Annotated in this window: 22 protein-coding genes; 15 read left to right on the top strand and 7 right to left on the bottom strand. The window is 66.2% G+C overall.

Translation table 11 applies throughout. The features are described 5' to 3' along the window. Window positions 1–420: 420 nt before the first annotated feature. A complete protein-coding gene (locus ACT3UE_RS12855; protein ID WP_444553942.1) occupies window positions 421–624 on the top strand; it encodes a hypothetical protein in 204 nt (67 codons plus the stop codon). A gap of 18 nt (window positions 625–642) precedes the next feature. Here ACT3UE_RS12855 and ACT3UE_RS12850 read toward each other — a convergent pair whose 3' ends face one another. Then, window positions 643–1,314, bottom strand: a complete 672-nt coding sequence (locus ACT3UE_RS12850; RefSeq protein WP_444553941.1) for an MBL fold metallo-hydrolase — start codon at window positions 1,312–1,314, stop codon at window positions 643–645. Window positions 1,315–1,424: 110 nt separating this feature from the next. Between ACT3UE_RS12850 and ACT3UE_RS12845 the strand changes: the two genes are divergently transcribed. The 13 genes from ACT3UE_RS12845 to secG all read left to right on the top strand — a co-directional run bounded on the left by ACT3UE_RS12845 (window position 1,425) and on the right by secG (window position 15,612). Then, entirely contained in the window at window positions 1,425–1,802 is a 378-nt protein-coding gene (locus tag ACT3UE_RS12845; protein WP_444553940.1) for a GntR family transcriptional regulator, read from the top strand. Window positions 1,803–1,933: 131 nt separating this feature from the next. Further along, window positions 1,934–4,801, top strand: coding sequence for an excinuclease ABC subunit UvrA (gene uvrA, locus ACT3UE_RS12840; RefSeq protein ID WP_444554048.1), 2,868 nt, complete (start codon window positions 1,934–1,936; stop codon window positions 4,799–4,801). 103 nt (window positions 4,802–4,904) lie between these two features. Then, a complete protein-coding gene (locus ACT3UE_RS12835) occupies window positions 4,905–5,609 on the top strand; it encodes an HAD hydrolase-like protein (protein ID WP_444554047.1) in 705 nt (234 codons plus the stop codon). Then, complete coding sequence (locus ACT3UE_RS12830; protein WP_444553939.1) at window positions 5,610–6,278, top strand: lysophospholipid acyltransferase family protein; 669 nt, start codon at window positions 5,610–5,612, stop codon at window positions 6,276–6,278. Window positions 6,279–6,288: 10 nt separating this feature from the next. Further along, window positions 6,289–8,280 carry an excinuclease ABC subunit UvrC gene (uvrC, locus tag ACT3UE_RS12825; protein ID WP_444553938.1) on the top strand — a complete coding sequence of 664 codons (1,992 nt, stop codon included), beginning with the start codon at window positions 6,289–6,291 and terminating at the stop codon, window positions 8,278–8,280. Window positions 8,281–8,315: 35 nt separating this feature from the next. Then, window positions 8,316–9,209, top strand: coding sequence for an RNase adapter RapZ (gene rapZ / locus ACT3UE_RS12820; RefSeq protein ID WP_444553937.1), 894 nt, complete (start codon window positions 8,316–8,318; stop codon window positions 9,207–9,209). A gap of 4 nt (window positions 9,210–9,213) precedes the next feature. Next, window positions 9,214–10,269: a gluconeogenesis factor YvcK family protein gene (locus ACT3UE_RS12815; protein WP_444553936.1), complete on the top strand. Its 1,056-nt coding sequence runs from the start codon at window positions 9,214–9,216 to the stop codon at window positions 10,267–10,269. Window positions 10,270–10,271: 2 nt separating this feature from the next. Further along, window positions 10,272–11,252, top strand: a complete 981-nt coding sequence (gene whiA, locus ACT3UE_RS12810; protein ID WP_444553935.1) for a DNA-binding protein WhiA — start codon at window positions 10,272–10,274, stop codon at window positions 11,250–11,252. 95 nt (window positions 11,253–11,347) lie between these two features. Further along, window positions 11,348–11,977: a superoxide dismutase gene (locus ACT3UE_RS12805; RefSeq protein ID WP_444553934.1), complete on the top strand. Its 630-nt coding sequence runs from the start codon at window positions 11,348–11,350 to the stop codon at window positions 11,975–11,977. Between the two features lie 261 nt (window positions 11,978–12,238). Further along, window positions 12,239–13,249 carry a type I glyceraldehyde-3-phosphate dehydrogenase gene (gene gap / locus ACT3UE_RS12800; RefSeq protein WP_444553933.1) on the top strand — a complete coding sequence of 337 codons (1,011 nt, stop codon included), beginning with the start codon at window positions 12,239–12,241 and terminating at the stop codon, window positions 13,247–13,249. A 26-nt stretch (window positions 13,250–13,275) separates the two neighbouring features. Beyond that, window positions 13,276–14,505 carry a phosphoglycerate kinase gene (locus ACT3UE_RS12795; protein WP_444553932.1) on the top strand — a complete coding sequence of 410 codons (1,230 nt, stop codon included), beginning with the start codon at window positions 13,276–13,278 and terminating at the stop codon, window positions 14,503–14,505. 6 nt (window positions 14,506–14,511) lie between these two features. After that, the gene (gene tpiA / locus ACT3UE_RS12790) at window positions 14,512–15,327 is read left to right on the top strand and encodes a triose-phosphate isomerase (RefSeq protein ID WP_444553931.1); all 816 of its coding nucleotides are present in this window, start codon (window positions 14,512–14,514) and stop codon (window positions 15,325–15,327) included. Between the two features lie 33 nt (window positions 15,328–15,360). Beyond that, window positions 15,361–15,612, top strand: coding sequence for a preprotein translocase subunit SecG (secG, locus tag ACT3UE_RS12785; protein WP_444553930.1), 252 nt, complete (start codon window positions 15,361–15,363; stop codon window positions 15,610–15,612). 126 nt (window positions 15,613–15,738) lie between these two features. Here secG and ACT3UE_RS12780 read toward each other — a convergent pair whose 3' ends face one another. The 5 genes from ACT3UE_RS12780 to tkt all read right to left on the bottom strand — a co-directional run bounded on the left by ACT3UE_RS12780 (window position 15,739) and on the right by tkt (window position 23,283). Then, on the bottom strand, window positions 15,739–16,680 hold the full coding sequence (locus tag ACT3UE_RS12780; protein WP_444561769.1) for a glucose-6-phosphate dehydrogenase assembly protein OpcA: 942 nt from the start codon (window positions 16,678–16,680) through the stop codon (window positions 15,739–15,741). Beyond that, entirely contained in the window at window positions 16,677–18,248 is a 1,572-nt protein-coding gene (gene zwf / locus ACT3UE_RS12775; RefSeq protein WP_444553928.1) for a glucose-6-phosphate dehydrogenase, read from the bottom strand. Before zwf ends, ACT3UE_RS12780 begins: the two co-directional genes overlap by 4 nt. Before the next feature lie 65 nt (window positions 18,249–18,313). After that, complete coding sequence (locus ACT3UE_RS12770; RefSeq protein WP_444553927.1) at window positions 18,314–19,942, bottom strand: glucose-6-phosphate isomerase; 1,629 nt, start codon at window positions 19,940–19,942, stop codon at window positions 18,314–18,316. Then, window positions 19,939–21,063 (bottom strand): transaldolase, encoded by a 1,125-nt coding sequence (gene tal / locus ACT3UE_RS12765; protein ID WP_444553926.1) that lies wholly within the window; start codon window positions 21,061–21,063, stop codon window positions 19,939–19,941. Before tal ends, ACT3UE_RS12770 begins: the two co-directional genes overlap by 4 nt. 108 nt (window positions 21,064–21,171) lie before the next feature. Next, on the bottom strand, window positions 21,172–23,283 hold the full coding sequence (gene tkt, locus ACT3UE_RS12760; protein ID WP_444566836.1) for a transketolase: 2,112 nt from the start codon (window positions 23,281–23,283) through the stop codon (window positions 21,172–21,174). 270 nt (window positions 23,284–23,553) lie between these two features. Here tkt and ACT3UE_RS12755 point away from each other — a divergent pair, with 270 nt between their 5' ends. Next, window positions 23,554–24,537 (top strand): heme o synthase, encoded by a 984-nt coding sequence (locus tag ACT3UE_RS12755; RefSeq protein WP_444553924.1) that lies wholly within the window; start codon window positions 23,554–23,556, stop codon window positions 24,535–24,537. Between the two features lie 106 nt (window positions 24,538–24,643). On the opposite strand, the gene ACT3UE_RS12750 is transcribed toward ACT3UE_RS12755, so the two are convergent. Beyond that, a partial coding sequence (locus ACT3UE_RS12750) for a recombinase family protein (RefSeq protein WP_444566835.1) occupies window positions 24,644–25,026 on the bottom strand: 383 nt, incomplete at its 5' end.

Below are 25,026 nucleotides of genomic sequence, written 5' to 3'. Positions count from 1 at the left end.
GCGAAAGTTGACTTAGCTTAGAGCGTTCTGCCGGCTAGGACCAGTGTTCAAGGGATCCCGTTCTACGGGGGCTGGTGAAGGGCGCGGCCTTTAGTCAGCGGACCACGTGGTGACCGATGGTGGGAGGAGTGGCTGCGGAATCTGGGGGGCCCGACGCCGGGGGTATCTGTTGCCGCACGGAAGTGTCTGCGTATGGACGGCGCCTGCCCTGGGGTGCTGCCCTCGGGAACTTGAAGTATCACCGAGGCTTCGAAACCCCCGGAATGGGGAGCCGTGGGACGTCCCGTCCAGCTACAGTTCCATGGTCGGGAACCGTGGCCCGACCGGGAGGCCTCCGCGCAGTCAAACCTTCCCGTGCCGTGTCCGGGGTGGTAGAGCTGGGGTCAGCAGCGACGGAACACCGCACAGGAGGAACCGGCCATGGAAAACCCACTACCCCGCGCCTACCAGAGCTATCTGGAGGGGGCCGAACCAGCCTTCCTCGATACCGTCCGACCCGTCATGCAGGAATCCGTGGCCGAAGGCGAATACGGGGTCCTCGTGAGATTCCTCGGATCTGGCGTCCAGGCCCTGGTGTCGGAGACGGTCCCGTTCGGAGAGGTCCGGGAACTGCATAACGAGTAGGGGGCGCCAGCCAGCCGTCTACCAGCCGCGCTGTTTCCATTCAGCCAGTTGCGGGCGTTCCGCGCCCAGGGTGGTGCCCTTCCCGTGACCGGGATGGACGAATGCGTCATCCGGGTACTGCCCGAAGAGACGCTCAGAGACGTCCTCATGCAGGGAGGCAAACCGGGAGGGGTCGCCATCGGTGTTCCCCAAGCCTCCGGGGAAGAGGCTGTCACCGCTGAAGATATGCGTCGGGCCCGAGGGGTCCTCATACACGTAGGCGATGGAGCCGGGGGTGTGTCCACGCAGGTGCACGGCCCGCAGATCGAAGCCGTCGAAGTTCCCGATATCGTCCTGGCCCAGGACCACAGCGGGTTCGACTCCCGTGGCCGCCCGGATCCCTTCCACGTCGTCGGCCCCGCAGGCCGTCCGCACGCCGGTCTCATCGGCCAGCTCGCGCAGCGCCCGGACGTGGTCCCAATGCTGGTGGGTGGTGGCGATCAGCTCAAGGTGCGGGGTCACCGCCGCGTCCTCGGCGGCCTCACTGATCAGACCGCGCAGTGCCGGTGCGTCGGCGGCGGCATCGATCAGCACCTGCGCGCCGGTCTGCTTATGGGTGATGAGGTAGGCGTTGTTGTCCATCGACGAAACGGACACGCGGCGGATGGTGACCTCCGCCAGGTCATGCAACAGCGAATTCTCTGGGCTCATGCCGCCAGCCTAGGCGCTCGCCGGAGCGGGGGAAAAGCGCCGGCGGGTACTGTGGGGGGCACCCGAAGCCACGGCCAGCGATGACCGGCCCGGATCCCCGAGGAGACCCAGTGAACGACGACGTCTTGGATTTTGTCGCCATCAGCAAGGACGTGCCTGAGAACCCGTATGACCAGATCCGCCAACAGATCCTGGAGGCCATCGGTTCGGGGAAGCTGGTTCCGGGAACCCGGCTGACTTCGGTCCGGGCGCTCGCCGGACGACTGGGGGTCGCCGTGAACACGGTGGCCCGGTCCTACCGGGAACTCGAACAGGCAGGAGCAGTCCAGACCCGAGGGCGTCACGGGACCGTCGTCCTGGCCACGGGCTCCGAGGGCGACCGCAGACTCGCGTCCGCGGCCCAGGAACTGGCCTCGCAGGCCAGGACCTGGGGCGTGGGGGAGGACCGCGCCGTTGAATTTCTGCGGGCCGCCTTCCGCGTGCAGTGAACACCGGCGGTCCAAACCCGCTGAAACCCGCAAAAACATGAGTCTTCGAACGTGTGTTCGAGGCCGAATTCGACTACTCTGGACCCGTGGCTATTTCCTCCAGCGAATTGCAATCCGTTCCCAGCGTTTCCATGGAATCCATCGAGCGTGCCCACGACCGGTCGCGACTTCTCGTGAAGGGCGCCCGGGAGCACAACCTGCGCAATGTGGATCTGGATCTCCCGCGGGACGCGATGATCGTCTTCACGGGCTTGTCCGGATCGGGCAAGTCCTCCCTGGCTTTCGACACGATCTTCGCCGAGGGCCAGCGCCGCTATGTCGAATCGCTCTCCGCCTATGCCCGCCAGTTCCTCGGCCAGGTCGACAAGCCGGACGTGGACTTCATCGAAGGACTGTCCCCGGCGGTCTCGATCGATCAGAAGTCGACGTCGAAGAACCCGCGTTCCACGGTCGGGACGATCACCGAGATCTACGACTACATGCGCCTGTTGTGGGCCCGTGTCGGCCACCCGCACTGCCCGGTGTGCCATGAACCGGTCACCCGGCAGACCCCGCAGGCGATCGTGGACCAGCTGCTCGAGCTCGAGGAGGGGATGCGTTTCCAGATCCTCGCTCCGGTGGTCCGCTCACGCAAGGGCGAGTTCGTCGACCTTTTCAAGGAGCTGGCTGCCAAGGGCTATGCCCGTGCCCGGGTCGACGGGGACACCATCCAACTCAGCGACCCCCCGAAGCTGGGCAAGCAGTACAAACACACCATCGAGGTCGTCATCGACCGGTTGGTCGCCAAGGACGGCATCCGGCAACGGCTGACGGATTCGATCGAGACGGCCCTGGGCCTGGCCGACGGCCGCGTGCTCGCTGACTTCGTCGACCTGCCCGCCCAGGACGACGCGCGGGTCCGGGCCTTCTCGGAACATCTGGCCTGCCCCAACGAACACCCGTTGGCGATCGACGAGGTCGAGCCGCGCTCGTTCTCCTTCAACAACCCCTTCGGTGCCTGCCCCGCGTGCACCGGCATCGGGACCCGGTTGGAGGTCGACGAGGAACTCGTCGTGCCCGATCCGGGCAAGACATTGGCCGAAGGGGCCATCGCGCCCTGGTCGCTGGGCGTGGCCACCACCCAATACTGGAACCGGCTGCTGCAGGGCCTGGGCGACGACCTGAAATTCGATCTGGATACCCCCTGGCGCAAGTTCACCGACGTCCAGCGCGATGCGATCCTCAACGGCAAGGACCATAAGGTCGTGGTCCAGTACCGCAACCGTTTCGGACGGGAGCGCAAATACAGCACCGGGTTCGAAGGTGTCATCCAGTACATCCACCGCAAACACCTGGAAACCGAATCCGATCACGCCCGGGACCGGTACGAGGAATACATGCGGCAGATTCCCTGCCCCGTGTGCAACGGCGCCCGGCTGAACCCCGCCTCCCTGTCGGTGCTGATCAACGGCAAGTCCATTGCCGAAGTCTCCGCCATGCCGATGCGCGAATGCGCCGACTTCCTCAATGCCCTGGTCCTGTCGGGACGCGAAAAGCAGATCGCCCACCAGGTGCTCATCGAGATCCAGGCCCGGCTGCGCTTCCTGCTCGACGTCGGACTCGAGTACCTGAACCTCGAACGAGCCGCCGGAACGCTCTCCGGTGGGGAGGCCCAGCGCATCCGCCTGGCCACCCAGATCGGTTCGGGGCTGGTCGGCGTGCTCTACGTCCTGGACGAACCCTCCATCGGCCTGCATCAGCGCGATAACCGACGCCTGATCGAGACCCTGAACCGCCTGCGCGACCTCGGGAACACGCTCATCATCGTCGAGCATGACGAGGACACCATCCATCAGGCCGACTGGATCGTCGATGTCGGCCCGGGGGCCGGCGAACACGGGGGCACCGTCGTGCACTCGGGGTCGTTGGAAGGGCTGATGGCCAATACCGATTCGATGACGGGCGACTACCTCGCGGGCCGCCGCAGGATCGAATTGCCGGCCAAGCGCCGCAAGGTCGATCGCAAACGCCAGGTCACCGTCGTCGGCGCCCGGGAGAACAACCTGCAGGACGTCACGGTGAAGTTCCCGCTCGGGGTGCTGACCGGCATCACCGGGGTCAGCGGCTCCGGGAAGTCCACGCTGGTCAACGACATCCTCTATAAGGTGATGGCCAATAAGCTCAACGGCGCCAAGCAGGTGGCCGGACGGCATACCCGCGTCGAAGGCCTCGACCAGCTCGACAAGGTGGTCCACGTGGACCAGAGTCCGATCGGCCGGACCCCGCGTTCCAACCCGGCGACCTACACCGGGGTCTTCGACCATGTCCGCAAGCTCTTCGCCGAGACCAACGAGGCCAAGGTCCGTGGCTACCTGCCCGGGCGCTTCTCCTTCAACGTCAAGGGCGGGCGCTGCGAATCCTGTTCCGGCGACGGCACGCTGAAGATCGAAATGAACTTCCTGCCCGATGTGTACGTCCCCTGCGAGGTCTGCCACGGGGCCCGGTACAACCGCGAAACACTCGAGGTCCAGTACAAGGGCAAATCCATCTCCGATGTGCTGAACATGCCGATCGAGGAGGCGGCGGAGTTCTTCGCGGCCTTCACCCCGATCGCCCGCCATCTGAAGACGTTGGTGGACGTGGGGCTGGGATACGTCCGGCTCGGCCAGCCCGCCACGACCCTGTCCGGCGGCGAGGCCCAGCGGGTGAAGCTCGCGTCGGAACTGCAGAAGCGTTCGAACGGGCGCAGCATCTACGTGCTCGATGAACCGACCACGGGTCTGCACTTCGAGGACATCCGCAAACTGCTGCTGGTCCTGCAGGGGCTGGTCGACAAGGGCAACACGGTCATCACGATCGAACACAACCTCGACGTCATCAAGAGCACCGACTGGGTCATCGACCTCGGACCCGAAGGCGGCCACGGCGGGGGACAGGTCGTCGCCCAGGGCACCCCCGAACAAGTCGCCAAGGTCGAGGCCAGCCACACCGGCAGGTTCCTGGCCGAGGTCCTCGGCTAGGGTCCCGGCCGGCGTCCCGGCGCGGCGTAGGCGCCGCGTGAGTATGCCGTGGCGGGCATGCCTGCCGTGGAGCCCGGGTGGTCCGTGCGACAATATCCCGGTGATGATTCCTGCCCGCACCGTGCTTTTTGACCTCGACGGCACCCTCGTGGACCCCGCCGGAGGCATCACCGGAGGCATCCTGCATGCTTTGGAACGCAATGGGCTGGACCACCCGGGCGACGACGCCCTGAACCTGTTGATCGGGCCCCCGCTGGCCATCGGATTGCTGGGCCTCCCGGGCATGACAGAGGAACTCCTGCCTCGGGTCATCGCCGACTACCGGACCGAATATGACCGCCACGGCCTGGACGCCAGCCGGGTCTATTCCGGCATCCCCGCACTGCTGGGCCAGCTGCGTGAGGCAGGATGCCGTCTGGCGGTCGCGACCTCCAAGCCCGAACCGCTGGCCCGCCGGCTGCTGGCCGCCAAGGACCTGGATGCCTTCTTCGATTCCATCCACGGATCGGCCCCGGAAGAGGCCTCCACAGCCCCGGCAACCGCCGGGAAAGCCCATATCGTGGCCGCCGCACTCCACGCCACCGGCGGCGGGACCGGAGACACCGTCATGGTCGGGGACCGGCTCTACGACATCGAAGGAGCCCGGGCGAACTCACTGACCGCCCTCGGCGTGTCCTGGGGCTTCGCCGCCGACGGCGAGTTGGAAGCGGCAGGCGCGGCCGCCGTCGTGCACTCCGCCGAGGAACTGGGGCGCCTGCTGGGCCCGGCCACTGCCGGTACACAAGCGCACCGGGGGGCTTCCGCCTAGATGGGGATGTTCGAAGGAGTCCGCGCCGGTTTCCGCGGAACCATCCGTACGCTCTGCCGCCCGGAGATCATCGGGCTGGAGAACGTACCGACCGATGGTCCGTTCATCGTCGCCTCCAACCACCTGTCCTTCCTGGACAGCATCATCATCCAGGCGATCTGTCCGCGTCCTGTCGCCTTCTTCGCGAAGGCCGAGTACTTCACCACCCCGGGGGTCAAGGGACGGGCGATGAAGGCCTTTTTCGAGTCCGTGGGGTCCATCCCCGTCGAACGCGGGGAACAGGCCGCCAGCGTTGCCGCGCTGGACTCGTTGGTGGACCTGCTCGAATCGGGCCAAGGCGTCGGGATCTACCCGGAGGGGACCCGGTCGCGGGACGGGCGGCTCTACCGGGGGAGGACGGGGGTGGGCTGGCTGGCCCTGTCCACCGGGGCGCCGGTGGTTCCCGTGGGGTTGATCGGCACCGAACGCCTGCAACCGGCCGGGAGCAACAGGATCGTCCCGCATCGGTTCACGCTCTCGGTGGGGGAGCCCCTGCAGTTCGAGCATGTCGGGCGTAAGCACCCGCTGCCGCAACGACGCCAGGCCACCGATCAGATCGTCGATGCCATCGCCGGGCTCAGCGGGCAGGAACGGTCAGGCAACTACAACCAGTCGCCCTCGGCAGAGTAGCGTTGGGGGTATGGCCGATCCCAGCAGTTACCGTCCGCGGACCGGCGAGATACCCACGTCTCCCGGCGTCTACCGCTTCCGCGACCCCGCGACACGGGTCATCTATGTAGGCAAGGCCAAGAACCTCCGGTCGCGACTGAATTCCTATTTCGCCAATCCGACGACGCTGGCCCCCAAGACCCACGCCATGGTCCATACCGCGGCCAGTGTCGAGTGGACCGTGGTGGGCAGCGAACTCGAGGCGTTGCAGCTCGAGTACACGTGGATCAAGGAGTACGCCCCGCGGTTCAACATCATGTTCCGCGACGACAAGTCCTACCCGTACCTGGCGGTGACGATGGGGGACAAGTTCCCTCGCGCCCAAGTCATGCGGGGAGACCGCCGCAAGGACGTGAAGTACTTCGGTCCGTTCTATCCGGCCAAGGCGATCCGCGAAACCCTCGACACGTTGTTGCGGGTCTTCCCGGTACGCACCTGTAGCCCCGGGGTCTTCCGCCGGGCCCAATTGACCGGACGTCCCTGCCTGCTGGCGGACATCGGCAAATGTTCGGCGCCGTGCGTGGGCCGGATCAGCCCCGAAGACCACCGGAAACTGGCCGAGGAACTCTGCCAGTTCATGGGAGGCGAAGGCACCCGGTTCATCCGGGATCTGGAAGGCCGGATGAAGGCCGCGGTCGCCGAACTGGATTACGAACAAGCAGCCCGGCTGCGTGACGACATCGCAGCCCTGCGCCGGGTGTTCGAACGCAACGCCGTCGTGCTCTCCGAGGACACCGAGGCGGATATCTTCGCCGTCGCCGAAGACGACCTCGAGGCCTCGGTGCAGGTCTTCCACGTCCGCAACGGCCGGATCCGCGGGCAGCGGGGCTGGGTCGTGGAGAAGGTGGAGGACACCGACGGACCGAAGTTCATCGAACACCTGCTGCAGCAGGTCTACGGGGAGAACACCGGTGGGGACCGGATCCCCCGGGAGGTCCTGGTGCCGGTTGAACCGGAGAACCGGCAGGAACTGGCGATATGGCTGCGCGGGCTGCGCGGCAGCGCGGTGAACCTGCGGGTGCCCCAACGCGGGGAGAAGGCCACCTTGATGGGCACCGTGAAGGAGAACGCCGAGCAGTCCCTGCGCCTGCATAAATCACGCCGCGCCGCCGATATCACCACGCGCAGTGCCGCTCTGCAGGAACTCCAGGAGGCACTCGCGCTGCCGATACCGCTGATGCGCATCGAATGCTATGACATCTCCCATGTCTCGGGTACCAATGTCGTGGCCTCCATGGTGGTGGTCGAGGACGGCATGCCCAAGAAGTCCGAATACCGCAAGTTCTCCATCAGCGGTGAAGCGGCCCGGGATGACACGGCCTCCATGTACGACGTCATCACCCGCAGATTCCGCCACTACCTCGAGGACCAGGCGGCCATGGCGCCGGTGATTTCCGGAGAGATCAGCATTGAGGAACAGGGTGAGAAGGCCCCGCCGAAGAAATTTGCCTACCCGCCCTCCCTGGTCGTGGTCGACGGCGGTCCGCCGCAGGTCGCCGCGGCAGTCCGGGCGTTGGAGGACCTGGGGATCGACGACGTCTACGTCGCCGGGCTGGCCAAGCGACTGGAGGAACTCTGGCTGCCCGAGGATCCGTTCCCCGTGGTTCTGCCGCGGGCGTCCCACGGGTTGTACCTGCTCCAGCGCATCCGTGACGAGGCGCACCGGTTCGCCATCACCTTCCACCGGCAGAAACGTAGTTCGTCGATGGTTTCCTCGCTGCTTGACCAGGTTCCCGGGCTGGGGCCGGCCAAACGCCAGGCGGTCATCAAGCACTTCGGTTCGCTCAAGCGCATGCGGGCGGCGACCGCCGAGGACTTCACCCGGGTCAAGGGGGTCGGAACCGTCCTGGCCGGACACCTGGTCGAGGCGCTGGCCCTGCCGCAGGAGCCCGACGACACCGCAGAGGACGACGACGGTGCCACCCCGGCGGTCAACACCACCACCGGGGAGCTGCTCGACTGAGAACGGCCGTGTCGGAACACGACTAGACTGAAACCATGAGTATCGAGCTGAGCCCCGTCAAGCCCGAAGCATCAGAAATGCTGGTCGTGACCGGCATGTCCGGTGCCGGCCGCACCACCGCCGCCCACGCCCTGGAGGACCTGGGCTGGTACGTGGTGGAGAACCTGCCCCCGCAGCTGCTGGGCACCCTGACCGATCTGGTCGCCCGCACCCCCGGGTCCATCCCCAAGCTGGCCGTGGTCATGGACGTCCGGAGCCGGGCGCTGTTCGCCGAACTGCGCGAGAACCTGGGCCAGCTCAGGGCCGCCGGGATCGAATACCGGGTGTTGTTCCTCGACGCCAGCGACGAACTGCTCATCCGCCGTTTCGAACAGGGCCGGCGTCCCCACCCGCTGCAGGGGGAGGGGCGGATCTCCGACGGCATCACCGCCGAACGCGAGGTCCTGAAGGAAATCAAGGACCACGCAGAGATCGTCATCGACACCACCCCCTTGAACGTCCATGCCCTAGGCCGGTCGATCATCGAACTGTTCTCCGATTCGGGACCGGTGGTCCTGCGGCTGAACGTGATGAGTTTCGGTTTCAAATACGGCTTGCCCACCGATGCGAACTTCCTGGCCGATGTCCGGTTCATCCCGAACCCGCACTGGGTACCCGCGCTCCGCCCGCATACCGGCCAGGAGAAGGTCGTCAGCGACTACGTCCTGGAAGCCGACGGGACGGCCGACTTCATCTTCCACTATCTTGAAGCGCTCGAACCGGTCCTGGAGGGGTATCGCCGCGAGAACAAGCACTACGCGACCATCGCCATCGGGTGCACCGGTGGCAAGCACCGGTCGGTGGCCGTGAGCGAGGAGATGGCGCGCCGACTCAGGCAGATCCCCAACGTCACGGTCATGGTCAACCACCGCGATCTGGGCCGGGAGTAAGTCCATGACGTTCCTGACCGGACAGATGCCGATGCTTCCCCCACGTCCGGCGGGCAGCGGCGATGAGATGACCACCACCCGGGTCGCAGCACTCGGCGGCGGACATGGCCTTTCGGCCTCCCTCTCGGCGCTCCGGCGGCTCACGAATGACATCACGGCCATCGTCACGGTCGCCGACGACGGCGGATCCTCCGGACGATTGCGCCGCGAATTGGGCGTCCTGCCGCCCGGTGACCTACGCATGGCCTTGGCCGCCCTTTGTGACGAATCGGACTGGGGACGGACCTGGCGCGACGTCATGCAGCATCGTTTCGTCGGCTCCGAAGGGGTAGAAACCTCGCTGGAGAACCACGCGGTGGGCAACCTGCTGATCATCACCCTATGGGAGCTGCTGGGAAATGCCGTGGCCGGGCTGCGCTGGGCCGGTGCCCTGCTCGGGGCCCGCGGCGCCGTGCTGCCGATGAGTACCGTGCCGCTATACATCTCCGGGGAGGTCCTGGCCACCGCCGGGGACGGAAGCCTAGTCCGACGACGGATCCATGGGCAGGCGGCTCTGGCCGAAGCCGGAAACGACACCCTGGTCAGCAATGTGACGTTGGCCCCCACCGATGCCCCGGCCTGCCCCGAGGCGTTGGACGCCATCGAACTGGCCGACTGGGTCATCCTGGGCCCCGGCTCCTGGTACACCTCGGTTTTGCCGCATCTGCTCCTCCCGGAAATGCGTGAGGCACTGCAGAACACCCCGGCCCGTCGCCTGCTGACGATGAACCTGGTCACCGATACCCAGGAGACCTCGGGAATGACCGCCGCAGCACATCTTGACGTGATTGCCCGCTACGCCCCGGACCTGAGAATCGACGCCGTTCTGGCCGATCCATCGTCCGTCGATGACGAGCAGGCCTTCCGTGCGGCAGCCGGCCGGCTCGGCGCCGAGTGCTTTTTCGGTAAGGTGGCTACTGGGCATGACCGTGCCGTCCACGAGCCCCTGCGGCTTGCGGCGGAGTATCAGGATGTCTTTGAGGCGTTTGCCCGGAATACAACGCGACGTGAGGAAGAGTAGCCATGGCACTGACCGCTTCGGTCAAGGACGAGCTGTCCCGGCTGGACGTCAAGAAGTCCTCCGTGCGTAAAGCCGAAGTGTCGGCGACCCTGCGCTTCGCCGGGGGACTGCACATCATTTCAGGTCGCATCGTCATCGAGGCGGAAGTCGATCTTGCCGCCACCGCCCGGCGGCTGCGTCAGGCCATCTCCGAGGTCTACGGACACATCGCCGAGATCATCGTCGTCTCCGCGGGGGGCCTGCGCCGGGGCAGCCGCTATGTCGTCCGGGTGGTCAGGGACGGCGAATCGTTGGCCCGCCAGACGGGTCTGCTCGATGGCCGGGGCCGCCCGGTCCGGGGACTGCCCTCGGTCATCGTCAACGGTTCCACCGCCGACGCCGAAGCCGTCTGGCGCGGAGCCTTCCTCGCCCATGGCTCGCTGACCGAACCCGGCCGCTCGTCGGCACTGGAGGTCACGTGCCCGGGCCCCGAAGCGGCCCTGGCCCTGGTCGGGGCCGCCCGGCGGCTCGATATCGTCGCCAAGGCCCGCGAAGTGCGGGGGGTTGACCGCGTCGTCATCCGCGACGGCGACAGCATCGCCGCATTGCTGACCCGCATGGGCGCCCACGACACGTTGTTGGTGTGGGAGGAACGGCGCATGCGCAAGGAGGTCAGGGCGACGGCCAACCGGCTGGCGAACTTCGATGACGCCAACCTGCGCCGCTCGGCCCAGGCCGCCGTGGCGGCGGGTGCCCGGGTGGAACGGGCCCTGGAGATCCTGGGAGACGACGTCCCGGACCATCTGCAATATGCCGGGGCCCTCCGCGTGGCGCATAAACAGGCCAGCCTGGATGAACTGGGCCACCTGGCCGACCCCCCGATGACGAAGGACGCCATCGCCGGAAGGATCCGTCGCCTGTTGGCGATGGCGGACCGCCGGGCCGCTGAACTGGGAATACCCGGGACCGAGGCCAGCGTTACCGCAGATATGCTCGACGGCTGATCAAGCCGCTGGATTTCCGTCGCCGCGAGGCACGGGAAGCACTACCCACCAGCATGCCCGTAGAGCGGGCGTGTGAGAGACAAATGGAGGAGATCATGGCGAAGTACGAACTTCCTGACCTGCCGTACGACTACGCGGCGCTGGAGCCGAACATTTCCGCGCGCATCATGGAGCTGCACCACAGCAAGCACCACGCGTCGTATGTCGCCGGCGCCAACACCGCGCTGGACAAGCTGGCAGAGGCCCGCGAAAAGGGCGAGTACGGCAACATCCCGAAGCTGTCCAAGGATCTGGCGTTCCACCTCGGTGGGCATACCAACCACTCGATCTTTTGGCAGAACCTTTCCCCCGAAGGCGGGGACAAGCCCGAGGGTGAGCTCGCTGCGGCCATCGATGACGCCTTCGGCTCGTTCGATGCCTTCCGCAACCACTTCACCAACGCCGCACTGAGCCTGCAGGGCTCGGGCTGGGCGCTGCTGGCCTTCGAGGGCCTGGGTGAAAACCTGGTCATCGAGCAGCTCTACGACCAGCAGGGCAACGTGCCGGTGGGCACCACCCCGCTGCTGATGTTGGACATGTGGGAGCACGCCTTCTACCTGGACTACGTCAACGTCAAGGCGGATTACGTCAAGGCGTTCTGGAACATCGTGAACTGGGCCGACGTGTCGGCCCGCTTCGAGGCGGCGCGCTCCGGCGCGAAGTCGCTGATCGTTCCGGGCAAGTAGCCCGCGCCCCCGGGTCCTCGGACCCGGGGAAAAGAGCAGGTAATTTTGCTCACACATCAAAGGCCTTATGGCGTAAGATGTTATCAACGGCTTCAGTGGGCCCCGCATCCGGTTTTCCCCGGATCGGGAGCCCGCTGAACCGGTCGGCCCACAGGCCAAGGACACAACGGGGTGTCACAAAATTTCCATTGCCATCCCCGCGTCCATATCTCCCTACCCGGAGCACGGTGGTGGCTACCTTCCGGCAAGGAGAATATTCACGTGACTACCCGTGTTGGCATCAATGGCTTCGGACGCATTGGACGTAACTACCTGCGCGCCGCGCTCATGAACCAGGCAGACGTCGAGATCGTCGCCATCAACGACCTGGCTGACATCGACAGCCTGGCCATGCTCCTCAAATACGATTCGGTCCTCGGCCGGCTCTCCGAGGAAGTGTCCGTCGATGGGCAGGATCTGGTCGTTGGCGAACGCCGCATCCGCATCCTCGCCGAGAAGGATCCGGCCGATCTGGGCTGGGGCGCACTCGGTGCCGACGTCGTCATCGAATCCACCGGCCGTTTCACCAAGGCCGAAGGCGCCCGCAAGCACCTGGAAGCCGGCGCCAAGAAGGTCATCATCTCCGCCCCCGCCAAGGGCGAGGACATCACCATCGTGATGGGGGTCAACGACAACCTGTACGACCCGGAGAACCACGACATCATCTCCAACGCCTCCTGCACCACCAACTGCCTCGGCCCCATGGTCAAGGTCCTCAACGACCAGTTCGGCATCGTCGACGGGTTGATGACCACCATCCACGCCTACACCGCCGACCAGAACCTGCAGGACGGCCCGCATAAGGATCCGCGTCGTGCCCGGGCCGCCGCGCTGAACATGATTCCCACCTCCACCGGTGCCGCCAAGGCGATCGGCCGGGTCCTGCCCGAGCTCAAGGGCAAGCTCGACGGCTATGCAATGCGCGTTCCGGTCCCGACCGGCTCCTCCACCGACCTGACCGTGACCCTGGCCCGCGAAACGACCGTCGAGGAAGTCAACGCGGCATTCCGCGCGGCCGCCGAGGAGGGCCAGCTGGCCCCGTACCTGAAGTACAACGAGGACCCGATCGTCTCCAGCGACATCGTCACCGATCCGCACTCGACGATCTTCGACGCGCCGCTGACCAAGGTCATCGGCAGTACCGTGAAGGTCATCGGCTGGTACGACAACGAATTCGGCTATTCCAGCCGCCTGGTCGACCTGACCGAATACGTCGGCTCGAAGCTGGCGTAGTCGCGGCGATCCGATAGCCTGAAGTCATGACTTCCAACACTCTCGACGATCTGCTCGCCGATGGTGTCCGTGGGCGGCACGTTCTGGTCCGTAGCGACCTGAACGTGCCGCTCGATGGCTCCACCGTCACCGACGACGGACGTGTCCGCGCGTCCCTTCCCGTCCTCGCGAAACTCTCCGAGGCCGGTGCCCGGGTCCTGGTGATGGCCCATCTGGGCCGCCCGAAGGGGGCCCCGGAGCCGAAGTACTCCATTCGTCCCGCCGCCGACCGGCTGGACGAGCTCGCCGATTTCCCGGTCGAGGTGGCCCAGGACGTCGTGGGCAGCAGCGCCCGCGAACTGGCCTCGAAACTCCAGGACGGCTCCGTGCTGGTCCTGGAAAACGTCCGCTTCGATCCGCGCGAGACCAGCAAGGACGACGACGAACGGGCCTCGTTCGCCCGTGAGCTGGCCGACCTGACCGGCAGCAACGGTGCCTACGTGGATGATGCCTTCGGTGCCGTGCACCGCAAGCACGCATCAGTGGTCGACATCGCCGCACTGCTGCCCTCCTACCAGGGCGATCTGGTCAGGACCGAGATGGAGGTGTTGCGTCAGCTCACCGAGGGCCCCCAGCGGCCCTACGTCGTCGTCCTGGGCGGGTCCAAGGTCTCCGATAAGCTCGCGGTGATCGACACGCTCCTCGGCCGCGCCGACCACCTGCTGATCGGCGGTGGCATGGCCTTCACCTTCCTGGCCGCCCAGGGACACCCGGTCGGGAAATCATTGCTGGAGGAAGACCAGCTCGAAACCGTCCGCGGATACCTGGCCCGGTCCAAGGAAACCGGCTGCGACATCATCCTGCCCACCGACGTCGTGGTGGCCTCCAAGTTCGGGGCCGACGCCGAACACGAGGTGCGCCCCGTCGACGGGATCGAAAACGGTCGGTTCGGCGATACCGGACTGGGCCTCGACATCGGACCGGCCTCGGGAGAGGCCTTCGTCAGTTACATCCGCTCCGCCAACACCGTGTTCTGGAACGGCCCCATGGGGGTCTTCGAGATCGAGGCCTTCTCCGGGGGAACCCGGGCCGTGGCCCAGGCCCTGGCGGACTCCGAGGCGTTTTCCGTCGTCGGGGGCGGGGACTCCGCCGCAGCCGTCCGCACCCTGGGTTTCAGCGAGGACGATTTCGGCCATATCTCCACCGGAGGCGGGGCCAGCCTCGAATACCTGGAGGGCAAGGAATTGCCCGGACTCACCGCGCTCGAAGGGAACTAGCCACCTATGACCACCTCCACGAACGGTCAATTCGACCGGAAGCCGCTGATTGCCGGCAACTGGAAGATGAACATGGACCATGTCCAGGGCATCACGCTGCTGCAGAAGCTGGCGTGGACCCTCGAGGATGCCAAACACGACTTCAACCGGGTCGAGGTCGCCGTCTTCCCGCCGTTCACCGATCTGCGCGGCGTCCAGACGCTGGTCGCCGGCGATGACCTGCCGGTCGTCTACGGGGGCCAGGACCTCTCACCGGAGGATTCCGGCGCCTTCACCGGGGACATCTCCGGGGCCTTCCTCTCCAAGCTCGGCTCACGGTATGTCCTGGTCGGGCATAGCGAACGCCGGGCCATCCACGGCGAAACCGATGAGTTGCTTTCCCGCAAGGTCGCAGCAGCCTACAGGCATTCAATGGTGCCGGTGCTCTGCGTGGGCGAGGGCCTGGAGGTCCGGCAGGCCGGGCGCCATGTCGAGCACACGCTCGAGCAGTTGCGTGGCTCGCTGGCGGGATTGGATGCGGCCCAGGCCGCCGATCTCGTGGTGGCCTACGAGCCCGTCTGGGCCATCGGCACCGGGGAAGTCGCCGGACCCGAGGACGCCCAGGAGATGGCCGCGGCGCTCCGCGCCGAGCTCGTGAGTCTCTACGGAGCCGACACGGCAGCAGGAATCCGGCTGCTTTATGGCGGTTCGGTCAAGGCCGCCAACGCCGCCGCCATCATGCGTGGCAGCGATGTCGACGGGCTGCTCGTCGGGGGTGCCAGCCTGGACGCCGCGGAATTTGCTAACATTATTAGGTTCGAGCATCATCTGGTGACGGACTAACCGGCTGCGGCCGTTCTCGACCGAAAGGTAGTAGTGGACACACTCAAGATTGTCCTGCAGGTGGTGCTGGGACTCGTGAGCCTGTTGCTGGTCATGCTGATCCTGCTCCACAAGGGACGTGGAGGCGGCATGTCGGACATGTTCGGCGGCGGCATGACCACCAGTCTCGGGTCCTCAGGTGTTGCCGAAAAGAACCTCAACCGGATCACCGTCGTGCTCGGGGTGTCCTGGGGCGCGATCATCGTGGCGCTGGGCATCATCATGCGCTTGAGCTCGGAGATCTAGGACCCCGCAATCCCCGCGGGGGCATCCCGGGCCCAGGCCCGGCGCGCCCACCGCCGTAGAACCATGAAGAGGCGGCTTCCCCCACGGGGGAAGCCGCCTCTTTGGCGTTTCGTGGTGCCCGCAGGCTCAGCGTTCGGAAGCGGTCACGGAGCGCAGGTTGGTCTGGGCCAGACCCTCCCGCAGGACCTCGCCGAGGACCTCGTCGGGGTCCAGCCGGCGCAGTTCCTCCGCAAGACAGACCGAGGTGTTGCGCCGCGGCAACGACACCCGTTGGACGGGCTGTCCCGGCTGGTACAACTCGGCCACGTCGTCATGGGGGCGGGTCAGCACCACGTCGCCGTCCTCGCGGGAGAACCTCACGCTGCGCACCCCGGTCCCGTTGGAGGAGGAGGCGATCGTGACCGGGATGTCCAGCCGGAGCGTCAACCAGGCAGCCAGCAGCAGCACGCTGGGGCTCGAGGACGAACCCTTCACGGTGGCGGCCGTCAGGCAGGAGGCATCGAGCTGGTCTAGGACGGCGGCCAATTGGGCCCGCCAGAGGGTCAACCGCGTCCACGCCAGGTCGGTGTCCCCGGCCACATGGCTCTTCGCCAGGGCGAAGAGCGCCTTTTGCGGCTCATCGGCGGTCCGGCTATCGGTGATCCGGCGGTGCGCGATCCTGCCGATGGCCGTTTCGGAGGCACATTCGGGCATCCCATGGGGCCACCAGGCGACGATGGGGGCATCGGGGAGCAGGAGCGCGTTGACCAGTGATTCGTTGGCCGTGGCCAGGTCCCCGTCGGCATGGAGGACGATGACTTCCGAGGCCCCGGCATCACCGCCGACCCTGATCTGTGCCCCGAGGCTCGTCGGGGCGTCGGTGGCCCCTTCGACCACGACGATGATGCGGCACGGGTGCTCCCGGCTGGCCAGGTTCGCCGCGGCGATGGCCTCCTCCTCGAACCCGGACTGCGTGACCACCACAAGCGTCAGCACGCGGCTCAGGGCGACGACACCGCCGGTCTCGCGGAGGTTCATGACCTTCTTGGCCACCTTCGAGGTGGTGGTGTTCGGCAGGTCTACGATCATGGTCGCCGCCACGTCCTTCCATCTCGGGCCAGCAGTTCATCAGCCGAACTCGGGCCCCAGCTTCCGGGGGCATACGGTTCGGGCTGTTCGTCCAGGGACGCCCAATAGTCCTCGAACGGGTCGAGGATCTTCCAGGACAGCTCCACCTCCTGATGCCGGGGGAACAGGGGGGGTTCGCCGAGCAGGACGTCCAGGATGAGCCGCTCATAGGCTTCGGGGCTGGACTCGGTGAAGGAGTGGCCGTACCCGAAGTCCATGGTCACGTCCCTGACCTCCATTTGCGTGCCCGGGACCTTGGAACCGAAACGGATGGTGGCGCCTTCGTCGGGCTGAACGCGGATGACCACCGCATTCTGGCCGAACTCCTCGGAGGCGTTGTCGCGGAAGAGCAGGTTGGGCGCCCGTTTGAAGACGACGGCGATCTCGGTCACCCGACGCCCCAACCGCTTGCCGGCGCGCAGATAGAAGGGCACCCCGGACCATCTGCGCGTGTTGATGTCCACGCGGATGGCGGCATAGGTCTCGGTTTGCGATTCCGGGTTGAACCCTTCCTCGTCGAGGAAACCGGTGACCTCCTCGCCTCCCTGCCAGCCCCCGGTGTATTGACCGCGGGCCGAGTGCCGGGAGAGGTCCTCGGGGAGTTTGACCGCGGCGAGGACCTTTTCCTTTTCGGCGCGCAGGTGATCGGCGTTGAAGGAAATCGGTTCCTCCATCGCGGTCAGGGCCAGCAGCTGGAGCAAGTGGTTCTGGATGACGTCGCGGGCGGCCCCGACGCCGTCGTAGTATCCCGCCCGGCCACCGATGCCGATGTCCTCGGCCATGGTGATCTGCACATGGTCCACGTAGTTGGCGTTCCACAGCGGCTCGAACAGCTGGTTGGCGAAACGCAGGGCCAGCAGGTTCTGGACGGTTTCCTTGCCCAGGTAGTGGTCGATGCGGAAGACCGCGTCGGGGGGAAAAACGGATTCCACGATGGTGTTCAGTTCGCGGGCCGATTCCAGATCGTGGCCGAAGGGCTTCTCGATGACCACCCGGCGCCAGGGGGCCGGCTCCTGCGGCTCCGCGGAGGCGTCGGCGTGGATCTGCTCGTCCTGGGCCAGCCCGTGGCGGGAAAGCTGCTCACAGACCTGCTCGAAGGAGTTCGGGGGGATGGAGAGGTAGAAGACGTGGTTTCCGCGGGTGCCGCGGGAGATCTTGAGCTCATCCAGGGTCTCGCCGAGACGTTCGTAGGCTTCTTCATCGCCGAACCCGCCGGTGACGAAGCGGAAGCCGCCGGCTAGTTGGGCCCAGACGGTTTCGTTGAAGGGGGTCCGGGCGCTGGCCAGGACCCATTCCCTGGCCTGGGCGACGAAGTCCTCGGGCGACCAATCGCGGCGACCGAAGCCGACGACGGCGAAGCTGGGCGGGAGGAGCCCGCGGTTGGCGAGGTCGTAGACCGCGGGGATGAGTTTCTTGCGGGCCAGGTCGCCGGTGACGCCGAAGAACACCAGGGCAGATGGCCCGGCAATCCGGTTCAGGCGGCGGTCCCGACGATCGCGCAGGGGGTTGTGCGCGGTGGTATCTGCCATGGGGTGCTTTCTGTGGTGAAACAACGGGGGGAGCGGGCGGCCACCGGGGCCGCCCGCCCCCGATGTTACTGGTGAATTCCGGGCAGTGCGCTGATCGCGGCACGCAGCTGGCGGATTCCTTCGTCCCGGGAGCCCAAATGCAGGCGCAGGACCGGGCGGCCGTTGTCGGCGAGCACCTGGGCGTCACCGGTGGCCTGGGCGGAGATCAATTCACCGAACGTGAATGGACGGTCGGGGATGCTGATGTCCGTATCGGAGTCGGCGGTGATCTGCAGGTAGACCCCGATGCGGGGTCCACCCTTGTGGAATTGCCCGGTGGAGTGCAGGAAGCGTGGGCCCCACCCGAACGTCGTCGGACGGTTCGAGGCCACGGACAGATCCTCGCGCAGGGTCGCCAGATCGGCGTGCCCGATGCGATCCAGATACGCCTGGATGCTCAGGTAGCCGTCGGCCGGCAGGGCACCGAGCAGGTTGGCCACGGCGTCCGTGACGCCTGCCGCCCCCTCGAGCAGGCCTTCGGTGGCCCGGAGCTCGATGTCGCCGTCGACCAATTGGGCGGTCTCCGGCTCGGGGGTGGCATCGAGGAGCCCGCGGGCAGCGATCTTCGCCGCCTCGACATCCGGCTGGTCGAAGGGGTCGATGCCCAGCAGCTTGCCGGCCACGACGGTGGCGTACTCCCACAACAGCATCTGGCTGCCCAACGATCCCGAGACATACACATGGTGTCCCTGGGTGGCGATGACCGGGTCCTCGTCGTCGGAGACCAGGTGGACCAGGAGCACGTCGTCGGCCTGGTGGACCGTCTCCTCGGCCCCGGGTTCCACCACGACCGGTAGCAGGCCGGTGCCGTGCTTGCCGGTGGATTCGGCAATGAGCTGTTCGGCCCAATCGGCGAATCCGACGATGCCGGATCCCTCGTCGACGAAGACGATCTTATTGCGCAACGGCGTGGTCCCGGCCAGGGCCGCGCCCAAGGCGAGTCCGAGGTTGTCCTCGTCGTCGTCGGCCAGGAATTCCGCGGCTTCCTCCGCCTCGTCCAGCAAGGTGGCGATATCCACACCGGCCAGACCGGAAGGCACCAGCCCGAAGGCGGTGAGGGCGGAATACCGTCCTCCGACGTCCGGGTTGGCGTTGAAGACCGCCCGGTAGCCGGCCTTGCGCGAGGCCTTATCCATGGGGGACCCCGGGTCGGTGACCACGATGATGCGCGATGCCGCATCGATTCCCGCATCCTCGAACGCCTGGGAGAACACCCGTCGCTGGGAATCGGTTTCCACGGTCGACCCGGATTTCGAGGAGACGACCAGAGCCGTGGTGGCCAACCGGTCGGTCAGGGCATTGCCGACCATTTCGGGGTCGGTGCTGTCCAGGACGACGAGTTCGACGTCGGCGGTGGCGGTGATGACCTCGGGTGCCAGCGAGGAACCGCCCATTCCGGCCAAGACGATCCGGTCGATGCCGTCCGCCTGCAGTTCCCGGCGCAGATCCAGGATGGGCTCGACCAGGGGACGCGAGGTCTCGGCCAAGTCGACCCAGCCGAGGCGCTTGGAGGCCTCGGCCTGGGCCTCGGGACCCCAGAGGGTGTCGTCCTTGGCCGCGATGCGCGAGGCCGTCTTCTCGGCGACCAGGGCAGGGACATGCGCCTGGATGGCAGCTTGTGCGGCTCCGGTGGCCGTGAACCCCAGGGCACTCATGCCGACGCCTTTCCTGCTGCTTCCAGTGCCTGGCGGACATCGGCCAGCAGATCGGTCCAGGCGGCCTCGAACTTCTCCACCCCTTCGTTCTCCAGCAGCAGGACGACCTCGTTGTAGTCGATGCCCAGTGCGGCCAGCGAATCCAGGACCCGGTTCGATTCGTCGTAGGTGCCGGTGATCGTGTCGGCGGTGACCTCGGCGTGGTCGGCCGTGGCATCCAGCGTCTTCTCTGGCATCGTGTTCACGACCTGTGGGGCAGTGAGCCCGGTGACGTACAGGGTGTCGGGCAGCGCGGGATCCTTCACCCCCGTGGACGCCCAGAGCGGACGCTGCGGACGGGCGCCGGACGCGGCTAGGACGCCCCAGCGTTCGGAGGAGTAGTCCTCCTCGAAGACCTGGTAGGCCAGACGGGCGTTGGCCAGACCGGCCTTGCCCTTGAGCGCGGTGGCTTCTTCGGTACCGATGGCGTCGAGACGCTTGTCGATCTCGGTGTCCACGCGGGATACGAAGAAGGAGGCAACGGAGTGCAGTTTGGACAGGTCGTGGCCGTTTTCCTTGGCCTGCTCCATGCCCGAGAGGAACGCGTTGATCACGGCGCGGTAACGCTCCAGCGAGAAGATGAGCGTGACGTTGACGCTGATGCCTGCCGCCAGCGTCGCGGTGATGGCTTCGAGCCCTTCGACGGTGGCCGGGATCTTGATGAAGACGTTCTCGCGGTCGACCTTGGCGGAGAGCTTCTTGGCCTCGGCGATGGTGGCGGCTGCGTCATGCGCCGAACGGGGATCGACCTCAATCGAGACCCGCCCGTCGATGCCTTGGCTGGCGGTGGCCACGGGGGCGAAGAGGTCGCAGGCCCGGGTGACGTCCTGGGTGGTGATCTGGAAGACCGCTTCTTCGACGTCGGCGCCGGCGGCAGCGAGTTCACCCACCTGCTCGGTGTAGTCGGCGTCGCCCTTGGACAGGGCCGCGGCGAAGATCGAGGGGTTGGTGGTCACACCGACCACGTTCCGCTCGCCGATGAGCTTCTGCAGCGAACCCGAGGTCAGGCGGGAGCGGGAGAGGTCATCGAGCCAGATGGAGACGCCGGCATCGGAGAGGGCCTGGGTGTTGGGGTTGCTCATGAGATGGATCCTTCCAGGAGGGAAATGAGGTCTGCGCCGTTCCTGCGGGTTCGGGCCACGGGAACGGAAACCGGTCGGCCACTATTCCAGTGGCCGACCGGCGTCGTGCTATTTCGCTGCGTTGATCGAGTCGCGCGCCGCCTGGGCCACGGCCTCGGCCGTGATGCCGAATTCGGTGTAGAGGCGCTTGTAGTCTGCCGAGGCACCGAAGTGCTCCAGCGAGACCATGCGGCCGGCGTCGCCGACCAGTTCGCGCCAGCCCTGGGCCACGCCGGCCTCGACGCTCACCCGGGCCTTCACCGACGGCGGGAGGACGGAGTCGCGGTAGGACTGCTCCGCACGGTTGAACCACTCGACGCAGGGCAGCGAGACCACCCGGGCGGCAATGCCTTCAGCGGCCAATGCCTCGCGGGCATCGACGGCGAGCTGGACTTCCGAACCGGTGCCCATGAGCACCACGTCCGGGTCCACGACCTGGCCGTCACGCATGGCATCGACGAACACGTAGCCACCGTCGGCGACTCCGGAAGCCGGCCCGAATCCTGGCTGGTTCCTGTCGTAGACCGGCAGTCCCTGACGCGAGAGCACGAGCCCCGCGGGGTTGGAGGTGTTCTCCAGGACCGTCTTCCAGGCCCAGGACACCTCGTTGGCGTCCGCCGGGCGGACGACGTCGAGGTTCGGGATGGCACGTAGCGAGGCCAGCTGCTCGACCGGCTGGTGGGTCGGACCGTCTTCGCCCAGACCGATGGAATCGTGGGTCCAGACATAGATGGACGGCACACCCATCAACGCCGAGAGCCGGATGGCCGGCCGCTGGTAGTCGGAGAAGATCAGGAACGTACCGGAGAACGCCCGGGTCGGCGACGCCAGGGTGATCCCGTTGACGATGGCTGCTGCGGCGTGCTCGCGGATGCCGAAGTGCAGGACCCGGCCGAACGGGTCGCCCTTCCAAGAGTCCGTCTGCTTGGTTTCGGGGATGAACGACGGCGCCGATTTGATGGTCGTGTTGTTCGAGCCGGCCAGGTCGGCCGAACCGCCCCAGAGTTCCGGCAGGACATCGGCGATGGCATTGATGACCTGTCCCGAGGCGGCACGGGTGGCCAGATCCTTGCCCGCTTCGAACTCGGGGAGGTTGGCATCCCATCCCTCCGGGAGCCTTCCGGCCTGGATGCGCTCGAGCAGGGCGGCGTTCTCCGGGTTGGCTGCCTTCCAGGCGTCGAAACCCTTCTGCCATTCGGCGTGGGCGGCGGCCCCGCGATCGGCGACTTCGCGGGCATGGGCCAGGACCTGGTCATCGAGGGCGAAGTGCGCGGCAGGGTCGAAGCCCAGTTCCTTCTTCAGTGCCTCGAGTTCCTCGGTTCCCAGCTTCGAGCCGTGGATGCCACCGGTGTTCTGCTTAGTCGGCGCGGGCCATCCGATGATGGTGCGCAGCGAAATGATCGACGGGCGGCTGGTCTCGGCCTTGGCCTCGTTGATGGCCAGGTGCAGGGCCTCGACGTCTTCGACGTAGTTGCCGGTGCGGGTCCAATCCACGCGCTGGGTGTGCCACCCGTAGGCGGAGTACCGGCCGAGGACGTCCTCGGTGAAGGACACGTCGGTGTCGTCTTCGATCGAAATGTGGTTTTCGTCATAGATGACGACCAGGTTGCCCAGTTCCTGGTGGCCGGCCAAGGAGGAGGCTTCGGAGGTCACGCCTTCCTGTAGGTCGCCGTCGGAGGCGATCACGAAGACGGAGTGGTCGAACGGGCTGGTCCCTGCTGCCGCCTGCGGATCGAGCATGCCGCGCATGCGACGCTGGGCGTAGGCGAATCCGATGGCGGAGGCCAGGCCCTGTCCCAGCGGGCCGGTGGTGATCTCCACGCCCTTGGTATGGCCGACCTCCGGGTGTCCGGGGGTGAGTGAATCCCAGGTGCGCAGCGCTTCGATGTCCTTCATCTCCAGGCCGTAGCCGGAGAGGAAGAGCTGGAGGTAGAGCGTCAGGGAGGTGTGCCCGGGGGAGAGGACGAACCGGTCGCGGCCGATCCAATGCGGGTCGCTCGGATCGTGGCGCAGATGCTGCTGGAACAGGAGATAGGCCGCGGGGGCCAGGCTCATCGCCGTACCGGGGTGGCCGCTTCCGACCTTCTCCACCGCATCGGCTGCCAGGACGCGGATGCTGTCCACGGCCTTCTGATCCGATTCCGTCCACGACAATTCCCGAACATCTGACTGTGGCGCCACGTGGCGGCCCCTCTCTCTGGTCCTGTATTGGCGGTCGGTGCCGAGGAGTGGAGTCGGGGGAAGCACAGATGCTGCACGCCCACGTACGAATACTGAGCTCCAGCGCTCCGGCACATCGCTTCAACCATATCTCTTTGGGGGTGCCCGTGGCCTGTTTATTCCGATAATTTCCGGGGCGTTCGCGGCTGGGGGAAAGATGCCTGAGTTCTACAGCCGGTAAAAGGGTATGATTGGGGTTGTCTGTGTATTTCCCGCGAAGAACTGAGTGGCATGTCCGTGAAGACCGTACCGACCGACGTAGAGCTCGCACCTCGTGCGTCACGTCAAACCGATGAATCCCTGGGTGGTTTCATCGGACGCAAGGCCCGGGCCTATGTGGCCCTGACCAAGCCGCGAGTCATCGAGTTGCTTCTGGTCACCACGCTGCCGACCATGATCTTCGCGCAGCGCGGCTTCCCCGACCTGATCACGATCGTGGCGACCCTGCTGGGTGGCGCCCTGGCCGCCGGAAGCGCCGGCGCCTTCAACTGCTATTTCGACCGGGACATGGACCGGCTCATGCACCGGACCTCGAAGCGTCCGCTGGTCACCGGCGAAGCCACGCCCCGTGAAGCACTGATCTTCTCGTACGTGATCGGCTTGGCCTCGATCGGGATCCTCTGGGCCGGTGCAAACCTCTTCACCGCTGTCCTCGGACTCACCGCGATCCTGCTGTATGTGGTCTTCTACACACTGATCCTCAAGCGCCGCACCTCGCAGAACATCGTCTGGGGCGGAATCGCCGGCTGCATGCCCGTGCTCATCGGGTGGGCAGCGGTCACCGGGACCCTGGCTTGGCCGGCCATCATCCTGTTCCTGATCATCTTCCTCTGGACCCCACCGCACTACTGGCCGTTGTCGATGAAGTATGCCGACGACTACAACAACGCCCACGTCCCGATGCTCGGGGCCATTGCCGGGGCCCGGACCGTGTCCGTGCAGGTCGTCCTGTACGCCTGGGCCACCGTCGCCTGCTCCTTGCTGCTGGTTCCGATGGGTGACGCCGGTATCGTCTACACAGTGCTGGCCGCGGTTTCCGGTGGCTGGTTCATCTTCGAATCCCATGTGCTCTACCGCGAGGCACAGCGAGAACACCTGCCACGCGACATGAACCGCAAGGCGATGAAGGTCTTCCACATCTCCATCAGCTACCTCACGGTCCTGTTCGTCGGGCTGGCGATCGACCCGTTCGTCGGGACTCCGATCTTCGGCTAAATCTTTTGCTCAATGGCCGGCCCCTGCACTGCGGGGGCCGGCCGCTTGGCTTCTGCCTGCCGACGACTATGAGCAGCTAATTGTTCGAAATCGAGCGCATGTAATGTCAGGGGCTTCCGTGGTTTGCGTTGCGCAGCCGCCCGCGTTCAATGGCTCGATAGACAGTGGAGCGACCGACGCTAAACAGCTCAGGTAGCTCCGCCTTGCTGTGTTCCCCAGCGGCGTGCAGTTCGAGGAGGTGCTCTTCCTGCTTCGCTGAGAGTTTGGGCTGCTTGCCCCGCAGCCTGCCCTTGGCCTTGGCAACCTTCATTCCTTCGCGGGTGCGCATCCGAATAAGGTCAGCTTCGAACTCGGAGATCATCGCCAACACGTTGAACAGGAGTTTGCCCATTGGGTCGGTAGGGTCATGGACGGGACCGCCGATGCTGAGTTTGATTTCGCGTCTGGCGAGGTCATCGGCAATTTCGTGGGCGTCCCGGACGGAGCGGG

This window comes from Arthrobacter sp. 179 (assembly GCF_052379645.1).
Lineage (GTDB): Bacteria > Actinomycetota > Actinomycetes > Actinomycetales > Micrococcaceae > Arthrobacter_H.
The sequence above is the reverse complement of the archived record's forward strand: the minus strand, read 5'-3'. Positions and strand labels throughout refer to the sequence as shown.